The organism is Hahella sp. NBU794 (assembly GCF_050749805.1).
GTDB lineage: Bacteria > Pseudomonadota > Gammaproteobacteria > Pseudomonadales > Oleiphilaceae > Hahella.
Map to the genome: position 1 here is coordinate 4,471,026 of NZ_CP192738.1, position 21,639 is coordinate 4,492,664.

General features: G+C 53.3%; 22 protein-coding genes. 7 read left to right on the forward strand and 15 right to left on the reverse strand.

The genetic code is table 11. The features are described from left to right. The first annotated feature begins 90 nt into the window (after positions 1 to 90). Complete coding sequence (locus tag ACQYWX_RS19430; protein ID WP_216739423.1) at positions 91 to 594, forward strand: GNAT family N-acetyltransferase; 504 nt, start codon at positions 91 to 93, stop codon at positions 592 to 594. 8 nt (positions 595 to 602) lie between these two features. Here ACQYWX_RS19430 and ACQYWX_RS19435 read toward each other — a convergent pair whose 3' ends face one another. The 6 genes from ACQYWX_RS19435 to ACQYWX_RS19460 all read right to left on the reverse strand — a co-directional run bounded on the left by ACQYWX_RS19435 (position 603) and on the right by ACQYWX_RS19460 (position 5,992). Beyond that, on the reverse strand, positions 603 to 1,394 hold the full coding sequence (locus tag ACQYWX_RS19435) for a suppressor of fused domain protein (protein WP_431686016.1): 792 nt from the start codon (positions 1,392 to 1,394) through the stop codon (positions 603 to 605). Between the two features lie 38 nt (positions 1,395 to 1,432). After that, the gene (locus tag ACQYWX_RS19440) at positions 1,433 to 2,047 is read right to left on the reverse strand and encodes a LysE family translocator (protein WP_431686017.1); all 615 of its coding nucleotides are present in this window, start codon (positions 2,045 to 2,047) and stop codon (positions 1,433 to 1,435) included. 163 nt (positions 2,048 to 2,210) lie between these two features. Next, positions 2,211 to 2,792: a hypothetical protein gene (locus ACQYWX_RS19445; protein ID WP_279507452.1), complete on the reverse strand. Its 582-nt coding sequence runs from the start codon at positions 2,790 to 2,792 to the stop codon at positions 2,211 to 2,213. 137 nt (positions 2,793 to 2,929) lie between these two features. Then, on the reverse strand, positions 2,930 to 4,030 hold the full coding sequence (locus ACQYWX_RS19450) for a HupE/UreJ family protein (protein WP_431686018.1): 1,101 nt from the start codon (positions 4,028 to 4,030) through the stop codon (positions 2,930 to 2,932). A 13-nt stretch (positions 4,031 to 4,043) separates the two neighbouring features. Beyond that, positions 4,044 to 5,135, reverse strand: a complete 1,092-nt coding sequence (locus ACQYWX_RS19455; RefSeq protein WP_431686019.1) for a YHYH protein — start codon at positions 5,133 to 5,135, stop codon at positions 4,044 to 4,046. A gap of 143 nt (positions 5,136 to 5,278) precedes the next feature. Next, entirely contained in the window at positions 5,279 to 5,992 is a 714-nt protein-coding gene (locus ACQYWX_RS19460; protein WP_431686020.1) for an AraC family transcriptional regulator, read from the reverse strand. Between the two features lie 180 nt (positions 5,993 to 6,172). On the opposite strand from ACQYWX_RS19460, the gene ACQYWX_RS19465 reads away from it, so the two are divergent. Continuing rightward, on the forward strand, positions 6,173 to 6,430 hold the full coding sequence (locus tag ACQYWX_RS19465; protein ID WP_431686021.1) for a hypothetical protein: 258 nt from the start codon (positions 6,173 to 6,175) through the stop codon (positions 6,428 to 6,430). A 76-nt stretch (positions 6,431 to 6,506) separates the two neighbouring features. Here ACQYWX_RS19465 and ACQYWX_RS19470 read toward each other — a convergent pair whose 3' ends face one another. From ACQYWX_RS19470 to ACQYWX_RS19480, 3 genes are all read right to left on the reverse strand, one after another. Continuing rightward, the gene (locus tag ACQYWX_RS19470) at positions 6,507 to 8,363 is read right to left on the reverse strand and encodes a di-heme-cytochrome C peroxidase (protein WP_431686022.1); all 1,857 of its coding nucleotides are present in this window, start codon (positions 8,361 to 8,363) and stop codon (positions 6,507 to 6,509) included. 124 nt (positions 8,364 to 8,487) lie between these two features. Then, a complete protein-coding gene (locus ACQYWX_RS19475) occupies positions 8,488 to 9,696 on the reverse strand; it encodes a hypothetical protein (RefSeq protein ID WP_431686023.1) in 1,209 nt (402 codons plus the stop codon). A 46-nt stretch (positions 9,697 to 9,742) separates the two neighbouring features. Next, positions 9,743 to 10,408, reverse strand: coding sequence for a class I SAM-dependent methyltransferase (locus ACQYWX_RS19480; RefSeq protein ID WP_216739414.1), 666 nt, complete (start codon positions 10,406 to 10,408; stop codon positions 9,743 to 9,745). Positions 10,409 to 10,696: 288 nt separating this feature from the next. On the opposite strand from ACQYWX_RS19480, the gene ACQYWX_RS19485 reads away from it, so the two are divergent. Together ACQYWX_RS19485 and ACQYWX_RS19490 are read left to right on the forward strand one after the other, a co-directional pair. Continuing rightward, positions 10,697 to 13,495: a hypothetical protein gene (locus ACQYWX_RS19485; RefSeq protein ID WP_431686024.1), complete on the forward strand. Its 2,799-nt coding sequence runs from the start codon at positions 10,697 to 10,699 to the stop codon at positions 13,493 to 13,495. A gap of 41 nt (positions 13,496 to 13,536) precedes the next feature. After that, on the forward strand, positions 13,537 to 14,094 hold the full coding sequence (locus ACQYWX_RS19490; protein ID WP_431686025.1) for an exonuclease: 558 nt from the start codon (positions 13,537 to 13,539) through the stop codon (positions 14,092 to 14,094). A gap of 48 nt (positions 14,095 to 14,142) precedes the next feature. Here ACQYWX_RS19490 and ACQYWX_RS19495 read toward each other — a convergent pair whose 3' ends face one another. Together ACQYWX_RS19495 and ACQYWX_RS19500 are read right to left on the reverse strand one after the other, a co-directional pair. Beyond that, entirely contained in the window at positions 14,143 to 14,784 is a 642-nt protein-coding gene (locus ACQYWX_RS19495; protein ID WP_431686026.1) for a glutaredoxin family protein, read from the reverse strand. A 63-nt stretch (positions 14,785 to 14,847) separates the two neighbouring features. After that, positions 14,848 to 15,318 (reverse strand): hypothetical protein, encoded by a 471-nt coding sequence (locus ACQYWX_RS19500; protein WP_431686027.1) that lies wholly within the window; start codon positions 15,316 to 15,318, stop codon positions 14,848 to 14,850. Positions 15,319 to 15,571: 253 nt separating this feature from the next. Here ACQYWX_RS19500 and ACQYWX_RS19505 point away from each other — a divergent pair, with 253 nt between their 5' ends. From ACQYWX_RS19505 to ACQYWX_RS19515, 3 genes are all read left to right on the forward strand, one after another. Further along, positions 15,572 to 16,768 (forward strand): multidrug effflux MFS transporter, encoded by a 1,197-nt coding sequence (locus tag ACQYWX_RS19505; protein ID WP_279507437.1) that lies wholly within the window; start codon positions 15,572 to 15,574, stop codon positions 16,766 to 16,768. Between the two features lie 27 nt (positions 16,769 to 16,795). After that, the gene (locus ACQYWX_RS19510; protein ID WP_431686028.1) at positions 16,796 to 17,230 is read left to right on the forward strand and encodes a group III truncated hemoglobin; all 435 of its coding nucleotides are present in this window, start codon (positions 16,796 to 16,798) and stop codon (positions 17,228 to 17,230) included. 179 nt (positions 17,231 to 17,409) lie between these two features. Further along, entirely contained in the window at positions 17,410 to 18,696 is a 1,287-nt protein-coding gene (locus tag ACQYWX_RS19515) for a sensor histidine kinase (RefSeq protein ID WP_431686029.1), read from the forward strand. A 140-nt stretch (positions 18,697 to 18,836) separates the two neighbouring features. Here the strand turns inward: ACQYWX_RS19515 and ACQYWX_RS19520 are convergent, their stop codons facing one another. The 4 genes from ACQYWX_RS19520 to ACQYWX_RS19535 all read right to left on the reverse strand — a co-directional run bounded on the left by ACQYWX_RS19520 (position 18,837) and on the right by ACQYWX_RS19535 (position 21,627). After that, positions 18,837 to 19,025 (reverse strand): hypothetical protein, encoded by a 189-nt coding sequence (locus tag ACQYWX_RS19520; protein WP_279507434.1) that lies wholly within the window; start codon positions 19,023 to 19,025, stop codon positions 18,837 to 18,839. A 65-nt stretch (positions 19,026 to 19,090) separates the two neighbouring features. Then, positions 19,091 to 19,333, reverse strand: a complete 243-nt coding sequence (locus ACQYWX_RS19525; RefSeq protein ID WP_216739405.1) for a hypothetical protein — start codon at positions 19,331 to 19,333, stop codon at positions 19,091 to 19,093. Positions 19,334 to 19,674: 341 nt separating this feature from the next. Further along, positions 19,675 to 20,652, reverse strand: a complete 978-nt coding sequence (locus tag ACQYWX_RS19530; RefSeq protein WP_431686030.1) for a hypothetical protein — start codon at positions 20,650 to 20,652, stop codon at positions 19,675 to 19,677. A 96-nt stretch (positions 20,653 to 20,748) separates the two neighbouring features. Beyond that, the gene (locus ACQYWX_RS19535; protein WP_431686031.1) at positions 20,749 to 21,627 is read right to left on the reverse strand and encodes a hypothetical protein; all 879 of its coding nucleotides are present in this window, start codon (positions 21,625 to 21,627) and stop codon (positions 20,749 to 20,751) included. Positions 21,628 to 21,639: the final 12 nt, after the last annotated feature.

The window sequence follows — 21,639 nt, forward strand, 5'->3', positions numbered from 1 at the left end:
TAGATATCCACCTGAATCGCCCATTAACGCCAGCCGAGAGAGCCCTATACCGCTATGTACCGATGTGGATTCAAAACACAAAGACTTTACGTGTACAACCTTCGCTGTGTGACCTCCACGGGCGATGGCGAGGACCTTTATCGCGACATAGAGAGGATTATCACACCGAACACAACGCGCTTTGCTCCTGATGACTGGCGCCCCATCGTCAATCGGCAGGACGCCATCGTATGGCTGGACCACCGGTTAGCGGAGTCGCCGGTGTTTGTCGTGAAGGAAATCATGTCTACCGACGTCGTCGGGTTCGTATTTCTCTATCCGATCTCTCTCCCTTCGGGGCTCACCGAATTGCGCCTGGGCTACATTTTAGGCGAGGCATATTGGTCGCGAGGACTTGGCACGGAACTCATGGAAGGAATTATTGGTTGGGCGAGGCAAAACACAGGCGTCGCAAAAATAAGCTGCGGCGTCGCCAGAGACAACGCCGCGTCAATAAAGATGCTGGAGAGAAATAATTTCTATCTTGCTTCCCGCCATTCCGACACGCTTTTCTATGAGCGCCTGATTGAACAGCCGGAATTACAAGCAGAGTAAAAGAGCGTTCACACCACACTCGCCCGATGGCGATCGCTCACCTGCCCCACGCCGGCCTTCATCAATCTTTGTAGCAGCGCTGGCCGACCATGCTCCATGGACCAGCGCATCTCCTCGTCGGTGATGACGGTGGCGATCAGGATTTCCATATTGCCATTGGAGAGCTTGCCTGACGACGGCAGCGGAGGCTGGGCTTTTGCGATCAAAACATTGATGAACTCAGATTCGCCGGCCTGAATCTCCTCCACCGTCAGGCCGTCATGCTTGCTGACCCGCTCCAGTATGCCCGCATCGTTGAGGATCTCCGCATTGGCGGTCCACTGCAGAAACCAAAGCGGCCATTCCGCTTTTTCCCGGGCGATCATCAGCATCTCATATCCGTAGCCGGGAACGCCCTCGTTGTGCGCCGCTACGTCTTTTCGGGTCAGCGTCGCCGCGCTATTGATCACGCGACCTTGTTCATCCTTCTCCACTTCCACATTATTCGCAGCGACGCCTGAAGGCATATCGGGATTAGTGAAGCCAAAGGTGGTGTACACCCACATGCCCTCCCCCAGCTTGTTGGCGGGAATCATATACAGCCCGCCGCCAGGCCAGACGCCAAACATATGGCCGATCTTTAGAATTTCCGACGGCAGAGCGCCAAAATGGGTCTCATAGTATTCCGAGCGCTCATCGTAGACTTTTTGCCAGAACTGCTCTTGCGGGGTTTCATTCTGCGTGATCGGCGCAGAGCCCTGGCCACTCTCAGACGCCCTGTTGGAGAATAATCCGGCCAGTTTGTTAAATAAGCTTTTCACGCTCACTCCTTTTGACGACTTCCTGTGAGTTGAGGCTCTTAACGCTCCACTGTCGCGAGCTTGACGCCTAATGCGACGAAAACGCCGGCGAAGGTTTTCTGGGTCCATTGCATCAGTTTGGGAGAGCCTGCGATGTAGTCGCGCACAGCGTTGGCGAACAGGCCGTAAAGCGTGAAGACCACCAGCGTCATCCCCATGAAAATAGCGCTTAACAGCAACATATGAGAGATTGGCGAGGCGGCGTCATGGGGAACGAACTGGGGTAGAAACGCCAGAAAAAAGATGGACAGTTTGGGGTTAAGGATATTGATCAGGCAGGCTTTGATCGCAAAGCTTGTGGCTTTTTTCTCATCCGGCGAAGCGTCAAAAGCAATAACGCCGGACTCCCTCCACATCATCCAGGCGAGATACATTAAATAAGCCACGCCGACATATTTGACGACCTGAAAGGCCAGACTGCTGGCGTGTAGAATCGCCGCCAATCCCAAAGCGCAGGCCAGCAAATGCGGAATAATGCCTGCGGTGCATCCCACTGCGGCGAACAGGGCTGCGCGCCGACCGCCCATCAGACCGGCGGATACGGTGTACAACACACCGGTTCCAGGGAGTAATACAACAATCAGGGAAGTCATCAGATATTCGAGGCTAACCATAGTTTATCCCTTGCTTATGGCGTGGCGATAAGTCTTTCCGTTAGTAGGCAGGATCAAGTTCTAACACTCGTAGAAAATCTGATCAAGCCCATCCCGCTAGAATGCAAGCAAGTCTGTGGAATAATTGAACATTTTGGGCGACATCGTCGCCCACACAACGATTTCAATCCAACACTACGCCCTTGTCCGCCAATGACTTTTTCAAGCCTTCGATGTTGGCGCGCAATTTTGGCATGACGTCTTTCTCCATGCGCTCCGTCACTTTCAGCAGCTCCTGTCCGCCGAACTCAGACCCGTAAACCCTACGCTCGATCTTCTGACGAATATCATTGGCCTCGCGATAGAAGCGTTGAATCTCCGAGATAAACTCAGACGGCGTCTCCAGGGTGGCGGGGGAATAGCGCATGCTCTCCCATACAAACAGATCCAATTGCAGCGGATACTGTTTGATCGTGTTGTCGCTGGAACGTTGCACAAATTCCGCATACTCCCTGGCCTGGGCGATATTGCTCTGCAACTCGCTGGCTAGGGAACTGCGTAAATAATAGTTGTTCTGACGGGATGTCAGGTCATCGAACGCAATCGCCTGATTGAGGCCTTCCTGGGCGGCGAGAAATACCCCCAGCACTGTCGCCGCCAACATGAATATCTGACTCAACCAAAAGCTGGATTCCTTGACGCCGCCAGAGGCTGGACGCCGTTCCTGCTGTTGTCCCTGCTCGCTTGAAGAAACCGAACGCCACATATGCTGTCTCACCGACGATTGTTGGAATTCCGGCGATTTTATCCGCGCCTCTCAGGGCGCTCAATACAGCCTGATGCAAATATTTTTTCCGCGATTAGCCGTCTGCTAAAACAGGATCAACGCCGAGTTTTTCCGCGTTAGGCGGCTAAGCGCTCCACCAGCCAATAACCGCCCATTGCCGCCACAAACAACGAGCCGACCCGCGCCATCCGCAACAGATTCCAATCTTTCATTGCGTAATAGATCAGGGCGTACGCCGCCGTTACGATAGCAATCTGCCCCGCCTCTACGCCCAGATTGAACGACATCAGCGCCCCGGCCAATTGGTCGCCGAGCCCGATTTCCCGCAGGATGAACGAAAAGCCGAAGCCGTGAATCAATCCAAAAGAGAACGTCACCAGTAGACGCCGCTTCCAACGGGTAGCCAAGGTTTTCGAGGTTGGTTCGCCACGCAGCTCCCACAGATTCTCCAGGGCCACGTAGACAATGCTTAACGCAATGCCCGCCTCCACCCACATCATCGGCGGACTGACCCAGTTCAATACGGAGGCCGCCAGCGTAATCGAATGCGCGACGGTAAAGGAGGTGATCAATGCTGCCAGCTGTTTCCATCCCAAAGGCAGTAACAGCAGGCCCAGCAAAAACAGGAGATGATCAAAGCCGAAGACGATGTGCTCCAGCCCCAGCATAAAGTAGTCGGAATACTGGCTCATGCCGCTGGAGCCGCCCAGGTCCCCCATAAAATCGTCCGTCAGCGCTTTGTTCCAAGCCCGCAAAGACTGCGCGACGGGAATCTCCTGAGTTCTGCGCGCACTGTCAAACACTACCGTGGCGGTGCGGTCCGCCAGGACCATCCGCACGAAATTCTTGTGCCCGGCATTGTTTTGCAACAGAAGATAGCCGACCGTTAAGACGCCGATATCACTACCGCAGTCGTAAAGCATGGCGAATTGACGCGAGGCGATTTGCTCAAGGTTCTGTGAGCGGGCGTCTATCAGAGCGCAGGCGCGATCGTCGTTGCGCAACTGAAAGCCTGCGCCAACCAAAGTCGTCATCGCTTCGCTCCTGGAAGCGATGACGGAATCGGCGGCGAGCTCCGCCTCAGGCGCGGTATACACAACTTTCACTTTGCTGGCGCCGATCTGCACGGCGGTATCGGTGACGCCAGCCTGGTGCGCCCACGCCGGGGCGGTCAGAAGAGCAAACAACGCTGCAAATGCGAATCTGAAAGCGCTCATCGCCAACCTCCCTTTATTTGTAGAACGAGCTGTCAGGCGCGCCTCGGAAACAATTCAGCACCCAGGGATAAGCATCCGTCACGTAGTAGCCGTACTGACCGTCAACCGTCATGCCGTTACAGGCGTCAAGGTCGCCGGCGTTGGTGAACTCCCAATCGTCAATATAGGTTCCATCGTAGGAGCCGCCCGGGTTACTCGTGCTCTTGGTCCCCCGGGAACCGGTCTTTAGGGTGTAGCCGGATACGGCCTTGCGCACCGTTCCTGTGTCAGGGTCCAGAAAATAGCTTCCATAGATGGGAAAGCCATCCGCCGCGAAACCAATCACCGGCGATCCGTTTGGTCCGGGGTTGCTGTCGAACATGGCGTTGGGGTTGCCATGATAATGGTACAGGCCGCCCGGTTGGGTGTGGGCATTATGGGCGTCCGCACCAAATTTGCTATCTGTGCCCAGAGGGTCTAACAGCCAATCGGACGTGTCCGGACAGCCAATGGCGGTGTTGCCGTCCGCATCCGCCATGGGGCTGGAGGGGTTATAGCAACCTGCGGACAACAGATCCAATATCACTCCGTTCAACATCACCCCATTCACCAGACGTTGGCTGAGCGAGGTGGTGGAAGACGCGGAGGAAGGATTTCTGGGAATATTGAAACTCTGACTGACTTCCGCCACGTTGTTGGCGAAATGCGCGGTGGCGTCGTTAAAGTCGTGGTTGGGTATCGAGTTGGAGACCAGTGTGCAACTATCCGAGTCGCTGCTGATAGTCACCGCCGCATCAAAACCAAGCCCACGCTGGATATCCGTGACGGAGGCTTCAAGCGAGTTGTCATAGTCTGCGCAGTCGCCACTGGTTTCAGTGAATATGGCATTGGTGATATCAACGCTGAAGGCATCTCCAGAACTGCTCGAAGAATCGCTGGAGGAACTATCGTCAACCACCGTTCCAGAAGAGTCCTCCGCTGCGCCATCAGACACCGCCGCAGACCCGCCACACCCGGACAACGCCAGACCCGCGCTCAAACAAAGCGCAACCAGACCGGCCCCGCCCGCTTTACCAAACGCTCCATGCGACTCATTTAAGCTCTTTGTTTTCAAATAGTTTTTCATACAGCCACCTACCTCTGTTGTTCACGTTGCTCTTCCTGATCCGTGAAAAACATACTAAAAGGCGAATCCGCAGGAACTACGGAAGAAGTGTGTAAGAAATGAGGAAATGCTTGATGCAGAGACTAAATTGTCATTGAGCCTGACTATTTCAAATACCGCCCCGGCGTCTCGCCAAAATAACGCCGAAACAGCGCAATAAAGGCGCTGACGCTGTCGTATCCCAGGTCCAGGGCAGTTTGGGTGACGGGGACGCCCTGGGCCAGTAATTCGAGGGCGCGGGCCAGTCTGGCCAGTTGTCGCCATTGTCCCAGGGACAGACCGGTTTCTTCGCGAAATTTGCGAGTCAGCGTGCGTTCGCTCATGCCGTTGTCACTGGCCAGCGCCAGCAAGGAATCGTTGTTTTCCGGGGCCCCGAGCAGTTTATGGCTCAGACGCAGGAGGCGCTTGTCTCTTGGCATGGGCAGGTGCAGCGCGGGTTGCCGCGCCGCTTGGATTTCATCCAGCAGGACATGCAACAAGCGGCGACGGGGAGCATCCAGAGGCTCGCCACCCGGCCATTCAGCGATTCGCGCGATGATAGGCGTCATCAAAGCGTTCGCTTCATAGACGCAAGGCTTGTCAGGCAAGGGGGCGCAAATGTCTGGATGCAGGTAAAGGCTCCAGCCGGCTATGGCGCCGAAATATTGCGCGCCGTGCCATACGCCAGGGGGTATCCAGCCCAGACGATTGGACGGCATTAACCAGCGCCCGGCATCCGTATCCGCCACCGTCAGCCCCTGCAATACGCAAAACAATTGCCCATATTCATGAGAATGCCCTTTCCTTTCCTCCGTTCCCTCCGATCTAAGACGGCGCACCAAAATATCTTGAGGTAAAACCGGCGAACCGGCATTAGCAGGAAAGGGAGACATACATTTGGCTGGATTGAGCAATTTATTTTCTGATTGGCGTTAGCCGGTCAATTTAGAAGGAAATAACATAGAAATCAATCCGGCGCTCACACCTCAGCGCCGTTAACCCCAAAGGAGATTGCAGATATGAAACCAGAACAAGTGCTTGCCGAAAACGAAAATATGTTCGCCCATCAAGGCGTCACCCTGCGCAAGGGTTCAATCGCCGCGTTTATGTTGAGCGCCCGGGATATGAAGGACGAGCGCCTTTCCGATGCGGAGCGGACCGCGGCGAAAAACGATTTGCTGGAACTGATTCCGGGCCTGCGGCAACTAGGCGTCTTCGACACCTTTGAAGTCAGAGACCCGGAAATCCGCGCGTTGGTGGAGCAAGCGGGACGCTAATCCTCCTCCTGCCGGATCAAGACTCGATCAGACCGGAACGCCCGACTGCGCTCCGGTTATCTCTGAGGAGATCGCCTCATAACGTTTTCAAGTACTCCAGCAACTCCATGCGCTCAGACTCCTTCATGTCTTTGGAGCCATACTCATGCCCGCTGTTGGCGTTGCCCTTCAGGCTGGTATCGTATTCGAACGTCTTGATCAGCGCGCCATCGGACAGCGTCATATGCGGCATGGAGACGTATCCAACTTTAACCACGTCCAGCTCCCGCGAGCCCAGATAAAACTTCTTGGAGCGCTGCGACGCCGGCAACAGCAGCTCATACAGATTCGGCACAGAGCCGTTATGCAGATAGGGGGCCGTCGCCCATATGCCGTTCAATGGCCGCGCCTTATATGTCCCCTCACTGATCGGGAGATTATCGCCGCAGGCGACGGATGGCGATTGCTTGATTTTGAACTGCTCCATCACATCCTTGAGTTTCTCCTGGCGCGCCTTTTCGGAGTGCAGCTCGGTCGCATAGTCCACGGAGGCCGCGTCAATGGAGTCCGCCGTGTGCTCCAACAAACCGCCTACTGCGGCGTTCACCAAAGGCTCAAGCCCGGACGTCGTGGCGGGAATGGGGTCGCCGATAATGCCCATGCTCTTGCGGCCTTCATACTTACCGGCGTCATAGCACTTCATCATATTGGTCCATTCCAACGGGTCTGTACCCACCTGGTTTATGGGCGTCAGCACCGCGTTATAGACCGCCGCTTCACGACTGCGAGGAATCACTTGATGGCAGCTCAGGCAGTATTTGTCGTAGTGCATCTTACCCTGGGCGGCGACCTCCGGATTGACGGCGGGAAGGTACTCCGTCGGCCACGCCGGCGAACGCAAATCCGCCACCCAGGCCTCCAGATCCCCCAGCCCCTTGATATCAAACGAGGACTTGTAACGATACACCGATTTATCGTCGGGGATATTGAGTTGGCCATACACGCCAAGCACTTCGCCAGCATTGCGAATCAGCGCGCCGAAATCAAACGGGCCATTGGGCGCGAAGCCCGTCCACTGCACCACATTCGACTGCTGGGTTCCCCACAGAAACGGATAGCTCACCGGGGCGTTGGCGGGATGTCCGTTGTTGGGCATATCGTTGAAATACACCATGATCTGATTGAAGATCTGCCCAATGGCGTCCACTCGCCCATAGCCATAATCCGGCTGATGAGGCGCAGAGTGATTGATCAGATTGCGGGTGGCCAGCTCTTCCGTTTGCGCCAACAGCGCCTGACGCAACTTGAATTTCGCTTCCATATCCGGCTCGCCCAACACATTGATAGCGAAACGATCAAACTTGGCGTTGTCCTGATAGGTGCTGCTCAGCGCATCCACCAGCGCGGCGTTGAAAGTCTGCACGTCGCCCAGGGTCGGGCCGCCGTCGATACGAATCTCCTGCCCCCGGTAGCTTACTTGTCCCGTATGGCAGGCGGCGCAACTAAAGCCCATCCATTGCTCGCCGTTTTCCCCGGTGTCCTTAACGAAACCGACCGGGAGTCCATCCGGGTTCCAGGAGCCCACCTGCGTGGACGGCAGATAGCGCATGCGCTCCATATGGTCGTCCGCGCGAAACAGCGCCTGACTGTCCTTGCGCTCGAGCACCAGAAACCATTTATAGGGAATGATGCGCGAGCCTTGTGAGGAGAAATAAAACGCCGCCTGGGTGTCGTCGGTCCAGCCCTGATCCAGATCCACCACGTTGCCCTTGCCGCCGGGCACAGTCTCTCCCTCCTGTATCCAGTTTCCTTGTTGTTTCAATGCGCAAGAGCCGGTCAATCCCGACAAAGCCGCCACAGCGAGCATTCCCGCGCGCCGTTTCGTCAATCTTTGTCCCTGCCGAGTTTGCCGCTCCGCCTGCGTGTTCTCCTTGTCCATGCGTATTGTCGCCATAGCCTTGATCCTTTCCCTTGGGCGTCTTCCCTTAGAGAATCTTTGTTCGTTTATGATTCACAGCCACTTTTACTATAGACAGGGATGGCCGACGGCGCTCAGTCCGTCGGCCCGGGTGAGAGGTTTAATCGAGGTTGACGCTGACCTTCAGCTGTTTGGGACCGTTCGCGGACAGGGACACGAAATACACCGTGCCGTCATCAAGGAAAATGCCATCGGTTCCGATGTAGGACCAGCGATAGTCCACCGGTATCCGCTTCTCAAGAGAGATCGACGTCTTGGTGAGAGACAGCACCATCAGCCTGTCTGGCGCTGCGGGATACACCGCCAGCAGTTTGCCGTTAACGGTTCGAATGGCCGGCTGGGCTTCCCTCACCAGAGGCGGCAGATTGGTGTTTCTGGCGGTGATGGAGCCGTCGGGGGCGATCAAATAGGCAAATCCACCGCCGTTGCTGTAGGCGCCTGTCACCAGAAAACGATCAATCGCGCCGATGTATTGCACATCGTAGGTATAGTATTCCTGGGTTTTGACCAGCTCGGTCTCCCCTTTCACCCATTTGTCGCCCACTGGGTCATACATGCGATACATCAGACGGGCGTAGGGCTTATCGTCCACAAAGCGCTGCCACACCAGCAACGCCCTGCGATCGGAGCCCGCCGCCAGCGGCCACCAGTCCCGGGTGCGGTCGCCGACGGCGACATCACGTTCGTGCAGCAATTCGCCATGGGTGTCGTAGACCGCCATCAGCACGTCGTCGCCGGAGCCAAGGTCGTCGACGCCGCCGCCATCCACCCATTCTTCAGAATAGAACACAATGAAACGCTTGCCGGCCGACGTCACATGGCCGGAGTGCCCGCCATCATAGACGACCTGCTGATAGGCTTTGATCGGACTCATGTCGCTGTCATACAGTCCGAAAGTCTGCGCCAGAACATTCTCTACATTCCAGGCGTCCTCCATGGTGACCATGATATGGCCATCGTCATTGATGGCGGAACTGGCGGGCTCCTGCGCCAGGGGCGCGGAGATCAGCGTGACCGGATCAAGCTGGGGATCTTTCGGGTCAATGAAGGAGTAATAAACGTCATGAATCCACTCATCGCCATCCGCCTCCTTGGGGTCCAAAGGCGATCCTGAGCTGGACCAGACCAACACATATTTACCGTCAGCCCGACGTACAAAATCTACGCCATGCTGAAACTCTCTCATATCTCGTCTGCGGTCGGAGTCCGCTTCAGAGGTAAGGCTGAGGTATACAAAATAGGACGTCGCGATCAGCCAGATAATGGCCACAGTCGCGATGACTCCGGTTCTTTTTGAAGTAATTGCCATGTTTGCTTAGCTCTTTGTCGTCAGTCAAATAGTGACCGCAACAAGATCAGTCTCTAGCGGAAAACAACAGAACAGCGCCGATCTCTTGCGTTTGCACCCGCCTGAACCTAGCCTCCAACTGCTCGATCCAGGCGTCGGCGGTATCCTTCAGGTTGCTGAAAATTCCTTTGCGGTTGTAGAGCATCTTCAACAGTCCGCCCAACCGGGATTCCCCACCGTTATTAATGATCGTCGAACCGAAGCAGACGCCTACCTCCGCCAACACGGCTTTCACGTGATCAAATACAACGCCCTTCTGCTCCGGCGAGCCGGGCATGCAGTGCAGTAAGTAATTCAATCCCACAGAGCCGAACTGATGTGAGTCTAAAGGGAATGGCTCTAACGCATTGTGCCTCAACGACCTTGGCTGATAGCGCCAGAGGCGACCGGCGGTATAACGCAGGCACGTTGGATTCAGGTCCAATAACGTCAGCTTTTCGAGCCGAACGGCAGGAGTACAATGGTCGAGAAAGTAGCCGGTGCCCACGCCCATCTCCAGATGAGACGCCGACAGGTTCCGGTTATACAGTTCGAGCAGATTCGCCGATGGACAACGCCAAGCGAAATGATTGGAAAAGCCAAGCACCATAGAATCGTAAAAGGGCAAGGTAATGCGGTTATAAACCGCCTGCCCCGGCCTGGCGTCCAACAACACTCTTTCTTGTCCGTTCATCCCTTTGTCCTCAACGCAGATTGCAAAAGTTCGCAAACTTGGTTTCAGTCCTGCCACTAGTATAGAACGCAAGCCTGAAATTGCTGTCGCCAACCCGCATCAGCAAAGGATAAACGCCACTCCATCGACGGAGACGCCATCATATAGGAAAGTGTTTGCAAGAAAGATGAAAGAGTATTAACGTTGACGGTTTTTTGTTAGGGAAAACAAGAAGATATGTAACTTATGGAAGGTATATAAGCGCCATTATACGGCTCATTGGCCATCTGTCAACAGCGGGTATTTGATATGCATGCAATAAAAGATTTAGCGCCGGACTTACGGGCCCTGATAGTCGAAGGATTGAATTATCCAAACGAAACAGGCGCAGTCAGCGTTCATTCGCCGCTTATGCGCCAGGGACATGTGGGGCTGCCCCTGTCTGTCGCTGTCAAAGTCTTTGCGCCGCTTCTGACGCCCCGCCTTGCACAGGGCGATATCCGCACCCTCTCCTCATCGACCCTGCCTGAGACCCTAACGACGCTCATGTCGCAGAATCGGGTAGCGATACATTTTCCGGGTTCGCCTCCGCAAACCTTGAGCCTTATCCCCTGTCTCACCGGTGGTCCGACAGTACAGTTATCGGCGCATGATTATCCCGAAAAACATATCGAATACGGCGCCAGAGTCAGGGTCTATCTGCAAACCGGCGCCCAGACAGTCAGTGCAGTTCAACAGTTTGAATATGATCCTGACAAGGAATTCAAGTTCTCTGGACACAACAGGCTGAACAATGCGGATATCATCACCTTATACGAGCTGACCTGCAGGGATGACGCCAAACCAACCCTGGACCTGCTGCACCCTGACGAAGCGGTGCATCGATATGATCGAGGTCTGGCGTCACTACAGCAACAAGTGAGACTCGGTCGCAACCGCACGCTCTCAACGGTGGGTCGTATCTTGGCGAACCGGAGTCTCTCACGCTGGTTCTCATTAGAGGAACTGAACCGCTGTTTCAACAAACTGTTTCTCGACACGCTGTTCACCCGTGTGGCCCTGGAGTCGAGCTTTGACCTTCCCATGCTTGCGGAGATATTGACCACATTGGCGCATACATACCGCCCCCATCTCACAATCTCTCCATCATTCAAAGAACTGGAGACACTGCCGGATCTACCGCAACTTCGGAAGGAGAGTGAGTCTGAGTTGCTGGAGTTCTACGACCAGTATGAAGCAGGACTTTTCACCCAAGGTGAGCGCTATAACAAGCATGGCGCTATACTTTTCACGACTCACAACAGTGCAATCCAACAAATAGATACGCTTCTATCAGAACGATTTGGTCTTACCTCTCCAACATTGTGGCACAACGAGGTAAACGCACTTGGGAAAGATTCTGCCTCAGGTTGTTGCTCAATTGTCGCCATCCATATGTTGAGAAAAAATTTCATGTACGCCACCACAGCCCTTCCTGGCAACAAAGCTGGCGGCGTCAGGCCTTTTGAGCACTTCATTGAAGCGGAAATATACCGCTCCGAGTTAAAAGCCAATGTTAAAAGGAGGCAAAGCGCCGCAACACTTTTCCACCAGCTTAATCGCATAAATAAGCAGCTGATTACGCTTGTCGAAGACTGCAACGCCGAAGCAGGTTTCCCCATTCCTCTCTCTCATTCAGAGATTACCAATAATGCAGCGTTGATAGGGCGAGTAACTGCTCAACCGGTCCAATCGCCAGCAACCGGACAAGTTATTATTGAAGCCAATAAAATCATCAGGCCACGTCATCTTGATCAGATACTGAACCATCAGGTTCTCGGCGTTATTGTAAGGTCCCCGCTAACTTGCCAAGCTGAAGCAGGCATTTGCCAAGTATGTTGTGGACAGTCTCCAACGCTTCAATACTGGTTGCCGCTCAACACAAATATCGCCGCACTGACGAACATTACATTCGCGCATTTATCTAAAACTATAGAGCCCATTGTTGTGAGTTTTGGCGCTGCAACTTTTCGCGCGACTCCCAAAGACAACATCACACGTGCAAACAAATCTGGATGGGTCCAATTTGAAGGGTTAAGTGCTCTTGCCCATAAAGAAGAACAAAAATTTGTAGCCTGCTCCTTCAATGGCAGAATAAATATTCTAGATGACGCAGGAAACCTGTGGTCCAGCGTTCTGGTTGGATATGGGGATACATTGTTAGTGCAAGATGGGATTCAAATCAAAGCAGGAGACGCTCTTTTTCAAACCCACCCCTACCATCAGCCTATTATCGCTCTCGAAGATGGCGTTGCTGTCTTTCACCAGCTTATTAAGGACGAGACATTCGAAGAAGTCCATGACGAGCTTACCGAACTGAAATCTTTCATTATTTTAAATAAGCGTCAAAAAGATAATCGCACCCAGTCTCCCACAATACTTATTTACTCTGAGTCCGGTGCACAGCTCTCCAAGATTCCACTCTTGCCTAACGACTCCATATTCATTACTGACAAAGCGACCGTACACAAAGGCGAAAAAATAGGAGCAAGGGATAAGCAGAGCCCAAGCAAAGATCTCTATCACTGCCCTGACAAACTGGAATACTTTCTGACTGGACGCGCCTCCAAATATGCTTATGTACAAAAACAAATAATATCACCTGTTAACGGGCGCCTTTCTTTCGAAAAGGTCCCCCCTGCCTCTCGCTACGGTGGGAGTCTATTGCACCCCACCATTACGGAAACGAATGGAAAGCGTCACACACTCGAGCCAAGCTATTTCTATTCTCCAGCTCTCGAGGGAACACAGATCTCTCGCGGCGACATCCTCGCAGACGGAATCCCTTGCATACATGACATATTAAAGTATCAAGGACTGCGTGCAGCGCAACGCTATCTGCTGGAAGCAATCATGGAGGTTTTCATCCACGATGAAATTCCCATACGCAGCCTATATATAGAGGTATTGATCAAGGCGCTACTGAGCCATGGCAAAGTGACGGACTCTAACAACCCCCGCTTTCGGAAAGGCAAGAAGTACCCGTTGGCGGAATTGTCGCAGGCGGAGGCGGTGTTCTACCGCCCTGTATTCACTGGCATTGCGCCCTATTTAGCGGCCAATGATTAAGTCTTTCGACACATTTCTTACTTAATTAGCACAGGTGACTTATGGCGAAACCAGAAATTTATGTCAGTACCGATGTGGAGGCGGACGGACCGATTCCCGGACCGCATTCCATGCTGAGCTTCGCTTCAGCGGCTTATACGGCGGAAAAGGAATTGGTCGGGACCTTCTCCGCCAACCTGGAAACTCTCCCTGAAGCCTCCGCCCACCCGGATACGCAGGCCTGGTGGGAGCAAAATCAGGTCGCCTGGGATGCCTGTCGCCAGGACCTGCAGCCGCCGCAACAGGCGATGCAGCAGTATCTGCAGTGGCTCAAGCAATTGCCCGGCAAGCCTGTTTTCGTCGGTTATCCCGCTTCCTACGACTTTATGTTCGTCTACTGGTATCTGATGAAATTCACCGGCGAGAGTCCGTTTTCTCACTCTGCGCTGGACATCAAAAGCTACGCGATGGCGGTGCTGAAAACACCCTTCAGGGAGACCGCCAAACGTAAGATGCCCCAACATTGGTTTGATCCCCTGCCTCATACCCATGTGGCGCTGGACGACGCCATCGAACAGGGGGCGCTGTTCTGTAATATTCTGCAGGAGAACCTGAAGTGAAAAAGGCCGCAATGGCGGCCTTTGGAATGCTTGGATATTTAACGAGGATTAATAACTGGCGAGCGCTTTCTTAATAGCTTTGATGTCATTCCCCACCACACGACGATATCCCACGTAAGTCACGGGATAACCGTTGATGCCCAGCGTGCGGATGAGTTGGTCTCTGTTATACGCTTTTTCCACGTCAATCTCGGAAAACGCCATACCGTCATCCCGAAATTCGCCGCGCAGCTTTTTACAATGAGGACACCAGTCCGCGCCATACATCACAACTCTTGGGGAGCCGTCCGCATTGAAATGCGAGGATGTCAGCTCACGTTCTTCTGATGTGAGCGAATCCTCGCCATAATTCAACGCCAGCGCAGTCGCCACCTCAATGCCCATGTCGCCATAAACCCGCTCATTGCCGACAATCAATAATGGGAATGAGTTATAGGGTGAGAAACCGTCCCACAGCTGGCGATTTTCCGCACTGGCGTCCACCACCACTTCTTCATAGGCGGCGCCTCTGCGTTTTAATTCGTCTTTGACCTTGGCGCAGGGTTGCCCGCAATCGCTAAAAGTAAACAGCAACGTTCTGGGAGAGCCATCAACGTAAAAGGCGCCTTCGGGCTGGGTAAACGGAATCCACTCCGGCTTGAACTGATAAATAAGACCGGCGACCACCACCAGCGCGAACAACTTTTTCATGTAAAACACCACGACAACAAAAAGGCGCGCAATAAGACCATTTTTTTCTCGTGTGTGCAAACATTACTCAAACATCAAGGCCGCCTGTTTTTTCCGCCGTGTTGGGTTGGCGTGAGAGACGGGTTGGCTTGGCGCATTCTGAGCCGTACCAGTATGCAATTCTCTGAGCAAACGAGCCGCCAGTTCAGCGCAATCCGGCGCCGCCTGCAAGCCTTCTCCGCTGGCGCTGCGCTGGAAGATCGGCATCTGTGGCGGCGCTTCATCGTTATACACCAGAAACACGCGTTCCTGACGCAATCTATCCAGCAAGTCCTTGAACCATCTGGCGTAATATCTCGATTGCGAAGATGGAATATCCCGCAATGAATAGCTTTTTCCAATCCAGCAGGCGGCGCCAATGCGGTCCGGCATGAGCATGGTGCGCCCCGCCTCACGCAGTAATACGCTGGCGTAAAACGGGCTTTCCGTATTGAGCAGATCCGCTTCAGTAAGAGCGTCTTTCGCTTTCAGTAAAAATGATCTATCGTGCAACATAAAATCAATTTTTATTGTGTTTTCAGGTAAGTTCAATCTAACTGCAATTCCAAACTAATGAAATCAGCCGAAGGGAATATGCGGAATGGCGGTGAGAAGATTCGTTAATTTTTCAATTCGAATTAATTACATAAGGAATTCGAAATTTACCACTTGTCCGGGCGGTCAGGATTAGGCATCCTAGCCTGCTTTCTTCGTTATAACCAAGCTTTGTTGTTTTTTCGTACAAAGCTCCGCAGCGCAGCCGACTCTCATGACATCTTCCAGCAGCCACTCACGTATCGCTTTTATTCTGGCGATGGCGGTCGCCCTTGGCCCTTTCGCCATTGATACCTATCTACCTGCCTTTCCCGATATCGCCAAAGCAATCGGCGCAGATATTCACGACGTTTCTCTCAGCATCAGCGTGTATATTCTGGGACTGGCCATCGGACAGTTAATCGGCGGCCCGTTATCGGACCGTCTTGGCCGCAGCCGGATCATGCTCACCGGCCTGGCCGTCTTCCTGTTCTCCTGTCTCATGCTGTCGCAAAGCGAGAGCCTGGCCTCCCTGCTAATCTGGCGCTTTACCCAGGCCTTTGGCGGCGGCTGGTGCGCAGTGAGCGTGCCCGCCATCATTCGCGACCGCACGGAAGGACAGGAAACCGCTAAACTGTTTTCTCTGATCGGATTGATCATGATCGCGGCGCCAGCCATCGCTCCGACGCTGGGCAGCACTATTCTCGCTTTTGCTGACTGGCGCTGGATATTCCTGTTTCTGGCGCTGTATACCGGCGTGGTGATCGTCACCTTATGGTTTTCTTTATTCGCTGATGCGCCACCGCACTCTCCGCCGCCTAAACGCAACGTCCTGGCGGATTATCTGGAGATTCTGAAAAATACCGCCGCCTTGCGCTTCATCTTCATTCAGTCCCTGGGCTTCAGCGTCATGCTGACGTTTCTGACTCACGCGTCCTTTATTTATCAGGAATGGTTCGGCTTATCCGAATTCGCATTTTCCCTGCTCTTCGCCGGCAATATTGCGGTCATGGCCCTGATGAGCATGGCCAACCGCGCGCTGCTGACCTGGGTGGAGTCCGCTCAACTGTTGCGACTGGCGGTATGGTTGCAGACTTTCGGGGTGATCCTGCTGATAGCCATCGTTTTCTTTTATCCATCACTGTATCTGTTCGCTCCCGCGCTCATGCTTTCCGTGGGATCGCTTGGCGCCGCCATGCCAAACGGCTCCGCCTGCTTCATCCAGTTTTTTAAAAGCAACAGCGGCACGGCGTCTGCGTTGATGGGCGCGCTGCAGTTCACTATTTCCGGCGCCATCAGCGCCTTGTCATCCGCGCTTTCCGACGGCACACTGGTTCCTATCGTCGCCGTCATGCTTATGTGCGCACTGCTGAACGCCGCATTCGCCTGGGGAGCTCCCGGCGCTGCACGTAAAGCGATTGCAAACGCATAAGCCTGCGCAACCCATGGGAGTCTATCTGTGACCGTTCAACCTGCTCAGGACATCGCCAGCGTCGATGATATTCAGGATATCATCGAGCGCTTTTACGCCCTGTTGTTAAATGATGAGCAAGTAGGTTTCTTCTTCACAGAGGTTGCGGCCATCGACCTTCCTGCCCACCTGCCGCGCATTGTCGCCTTCTGGAACTCCCTGTTGTTTGGAGTGCGCGCAGGTTTCCAAGGCAGAGTCTACGAAGCCCATGCGGCGCTGGACGCAAAATCCCCTTTGCGTCCAGAACATTTCGCACGCTGGCTCACCCTGTGGCAGCAGGAAATAGATCGCCATCACGCAGGGCCTAAAGCGGAATTGATGAAAACCCGCGCAGCCGCCATCGCCGACTCCATGTCCAAAGCGTTTGAGACCGCTCGCAACTCCACTCCCGGCGACGACGCCAACTTTTACTCCGCTCTATAACGTTGATTTTTAGTCTAAACCGCCTTGATTTCTCGTCTAAACTGATAGCTAAACAGTAGACTGACTTCAGCGCCTACAAGGGCTGGCCTTTCTCTGGTTTCAACCCGCCCCACTCTGCAGCGATCATACGCCGGCGATGGATGGAACACCGGAAAGTCCAGCCATAAACGCGACGCCCGATGAGAAGACTCAAAGAGCTGCACGTCAGTCTGCTCGACCGACTTATTCCTGGCGGCGCGTCTCTATCCGAGGCGCAACTAAGCCGTCAGAGGGTGCTCGTCGGCCTGCTGTTCTATGGCTTCATCAGCGCCGCCACGATGGCGCTGGTGCGCTACGCCACTGACGGCTGGACCGCCTCCACGCTGGTCGTCGCCTTCGCCACGCCGTCGTTGTTATCCGGCTTGATTGCACTCTGGCTGACAGGACGACCTGGCTTGGCGGCGGACCTGCTCTTGCTGTCCACGCTCTTCATCATTCTCGCCACCGCCTGGAGCGATGGCGGCCTCACCTCCCGCGTACTGACCTGGTTGCCCGCGCTTCCCCTGATCGCGAGCTTTGTCGGTGATAAATATCGTGCGCCGGGGATTGTCCTGCTTGCAGCCATCGGCCTGCTGGCAATACTTGGAGCCCACAACACCGGACTGATTCAAGGCAAAGGCTGGGAAGATTCGCTGGCAGGTCGATTATCCGCCAGCGTCGCATCGATGAGCTTTGTCGCCATCATCGCATACATCTATGAGGAAGCGCGGCGTCGCGCCGAGATGGAAAAAGACCGGCTCGACCATATACGCCGGGAATGGGTCGCCGTGGTCAGCCACGAATTACGCACGCCTTTAACCGCAATCCAGGGATCATTAGGACTGTTGCAGAGCGGCCGCTTTGATCACAACCCGGAGCAAAAAGCCCATATGCTGCAGATGGCCTGCAACAACACGATTCGACTGGTTAAGCTGGTAAATGAGGTGCTGGACATTGAGCGTATCGAGTCGGGCCGGCTCACCCTGGACATAGCGCCTTTAAACCCGGCTGAACTTATTCAGGAGGCCGTGGACACTATCTCTCCAGCCGCCTCACTCCAGAATGTGACGCTACATTTTCAACGCCAGGATACGGACTTGATAAACGCAGACCATGATCGCTTATTGCAAGTGCTGCAGAATCTTCTTTCCAACGCCCTGAAATTCTCCCCTCATGGTGGGGAGATCAAAGTCGCGCTCAAAGATACCCCAGAGCGGTTATACATCAACGTCATCGACCAAGGGCCCGGCATCACACCGGAACTCGCCAAGCGCCTGTTTACCCGCTTCGCTCAAGGCGATACCGCCGCCAACCGCAGCACCGGCGGTTCCGGCCTCGGCCTCTATATCTGCAAAGCCATCATAGAACAACATCAGGGACGCATCGACTTCCAGAACCTGCCGAAGGGGGGGTGTCGCTTCTTTTTGGAACTGCCTCGGGCTAATTGAATTAATTTACCCGCCACGCCTGTTGGAGATGATGGTGATATGGCTCAGGACATAAAGTATGAGCTACATGTCGGGGAACCAAGCCATGACCAAGTTAAACCTGGCCACAGTTGATACTGGAGGGCTAACAGTGTAATCAACTAGTCAGCCTCGCCCTCCTCTACGTCATGCTCTTTGCGATAACGCTCCCAATCCTCCCAATCAAAGGGCGTTCCGGCATTAGGTCGATGTATATGCCTGGCCCGTTCTTTGGCGTTTTCCTGCAGACTGTGCTCTTTTTCGTCCTCTTCTACAAAACCGTACTTCTTCATGAATTCATCGGGTTTCATTGGCTACTCCTATTTTAACTACACCATGAGCTAAGACACGTCTTACTTTCTTACATGCGTTCATCTCAAGACTTTTCAAGGGAATAGTAGATTACGCCGCCGTCACTCAGAATGCGCCGCCCAATAACGCCCTGACGCAGCAATCCCTCAAGCGCCCGTTGCACACTGTCCCAAGAGCATGCCTCCTCCCCCGCCAGCCACCAGCGCACCACACCTTGCAACGAGTCCGCCGCAGAGGGGTGACTTTGCAGGTACTCCAGAATTTTCCGGCCCACTATCAAGACATCGTCCTCATGCTCCATTTCCATAAGCAATGCTCCTTCCCAACGACTCTCCCCTTTCCAGTGCAGCAAGTTGCGCGCCAGACAAAGAGAGATCATCTCTCCTGAAACGCCAGGACAAGCCACTGAAACACGGCTTACGCCTCTGATAGACACGAGACCCATATATCAGAAAAAGAAAAAAGCGGGTCAAAAGCCACCCGGATAAGCGGGCAAGTAGTCACCCGACTGCATGAGTGCAGAATTTACAAACTCGGGATATGAAAAACCCCGCATAAGCGGGGCTTTTTAATAAGAATGGATGCCAATGGGAAGCAAAAAGATAAATTACCCGAATGCAGAGCAAGCTATCTCTATGTAATCACGGACTAGCCTTTACCCCGATCGCCGCTTTGCTTCTTCTCCGCTTCTATCGCTTGCTCGATATATTTGGTTAGTTCCTCCGCTGACGCGTCTTTCAGCTTCTCCTCAAGAGCAAGCTCGCTCTCCGAGACCTCCATTTGTCTGCGATACTCAGCCTCTTTTCTAAGCTTGTCTTTCCATTGAGCGTCTTGCTCCGGCGTTGTCCATTTTAACGGCTGAAGACGCTCACTTAGCGTCGATTCAGGATAGCTTGCTTTTATCTTCTTGTATTCGTCTAAAGCTGAAGGAGAAAGTTCAAGAGTCACACTGTTAATGACCTCCCGAACCAACGCATAGAGCGGATCAGGGGAAACCATTTCGTCTTTATCATTGAGATTTCCCGGCTCATATTGAACCAGCTGGAAATAGAAAAGCACGCAGATTTGATGATCGAGAGGGAAGGCAAAACACATTGAGCGATCATGCCCACCCATTACAGGTCGAATTTCATAGCTAACCGCAGGCACAGAAAGTGATCGATGAACTTTCCATTGATATGGCGCTTCATACTCACTTCTTCCATCGTAGATTTTACTACCATATAGCTTGGTCAACCTGCTTAGCAGAAAACGCTCAAACTCCGCGGGCTCAAAAAGCGATATTTCGCCAGCTGAGCGATTTCGCTTTTCGACTGTAACAGCCAAGCTAACATGCGCAACATACCCAACAAAAGCAGGCCCTCGAAACTTCCAGCTACGTGTTAATATGTTAAGCAGCTTAGCGTCTTTTCTTCCAACATCCGTATATAACTCGTCATGGAAGACGTTGTAGCTTTCAGCCAGAAAAATTGCGTGCTCTGCGCCATCCGTCGGCATATGACGATTCAACCTCACCCCTAATTTAGAGCCAGACAATGAAGTACTGACAAGCTTTGTACCAGCGAAGTCGGGCCCTATCGGAGCGCATGGTCTTTTTTTCCTGAGCTTGATTGCCCAAATGCTCACTTCTTGCCTCCCTCTATTTTTGTAGACCGTTAAATAAAAACGCCCTGTAAGTTTACAGGGCGTTTTTGCTAACAAAGAACATAGTTATTCAGCGATTTAACTATGCCGCTTCGAGAACTCCGAAGCGCTACGCTGTTCTGCAAGTTCAGCAGAGTACTCATCCCACTCTTTATCCTGCTCTGGAGAAGTCCATTTTAGCGGCTTAAGCTCTTCGCTTAGCGCTACATCCGGGTGCTGCGACCTTATTTCTTGATACTCGTTCAGTATGTTTGGAGAGAGTTGCAATTGAACACTATCAATTATGTTCTGCGCCAATTCATATAACGGCTGCGGATTAATCAACTTATCTTGGTCAGCAAGGGTTCCAATTGCAAACTGTTGGAAGTGAAAAGAAATTGTCGCTAAGACTCCATGTTCCACTGGAAACACCATAGACTTCTTCCGTAAACCGCTTCGGTTAGGCGCAGTTAATACCTCATAGGTAGCGCACGGTACGGGAAAGTCGCCTTTAATGCTCCAATTAACTGGAGCATCGTAACTGCTTCGCCCATTAGATGACTCGCTTCCATATTCCTGGGTTAACAGAGACATTACGGTGCCCTCTAAGTCACCAGCATGAAACAAAGAAAAATTCGGCCGAGAAGGTAATATCTTTTCCAGGAGCAGAGTGATGCCTAACTGTGCAACATAACCAGTAAAAATAGGACCACGGAACCGACTAAATCTCTTCATGGCCAGGAAATAATCGCATCCGCCATGCAAGTCAGTCTTGTAAATAGACTCATCATGCAAGTTAAGATTCGATGACAACCTGATTTCCTTATCTACCGATTTAGCAGGCTGGTGTTTCGGAGCCAACATACTCAGCATACTGCCTGATAAGGAAACCTCCAGCCGCTGAGCCTGGGAAAAGTCAGGTCCAGCAGGAATACACGGCTCGTGTAAATGTCTTAGTTTTAGAGCGAGTAGATTCATTTTCCATTGCCC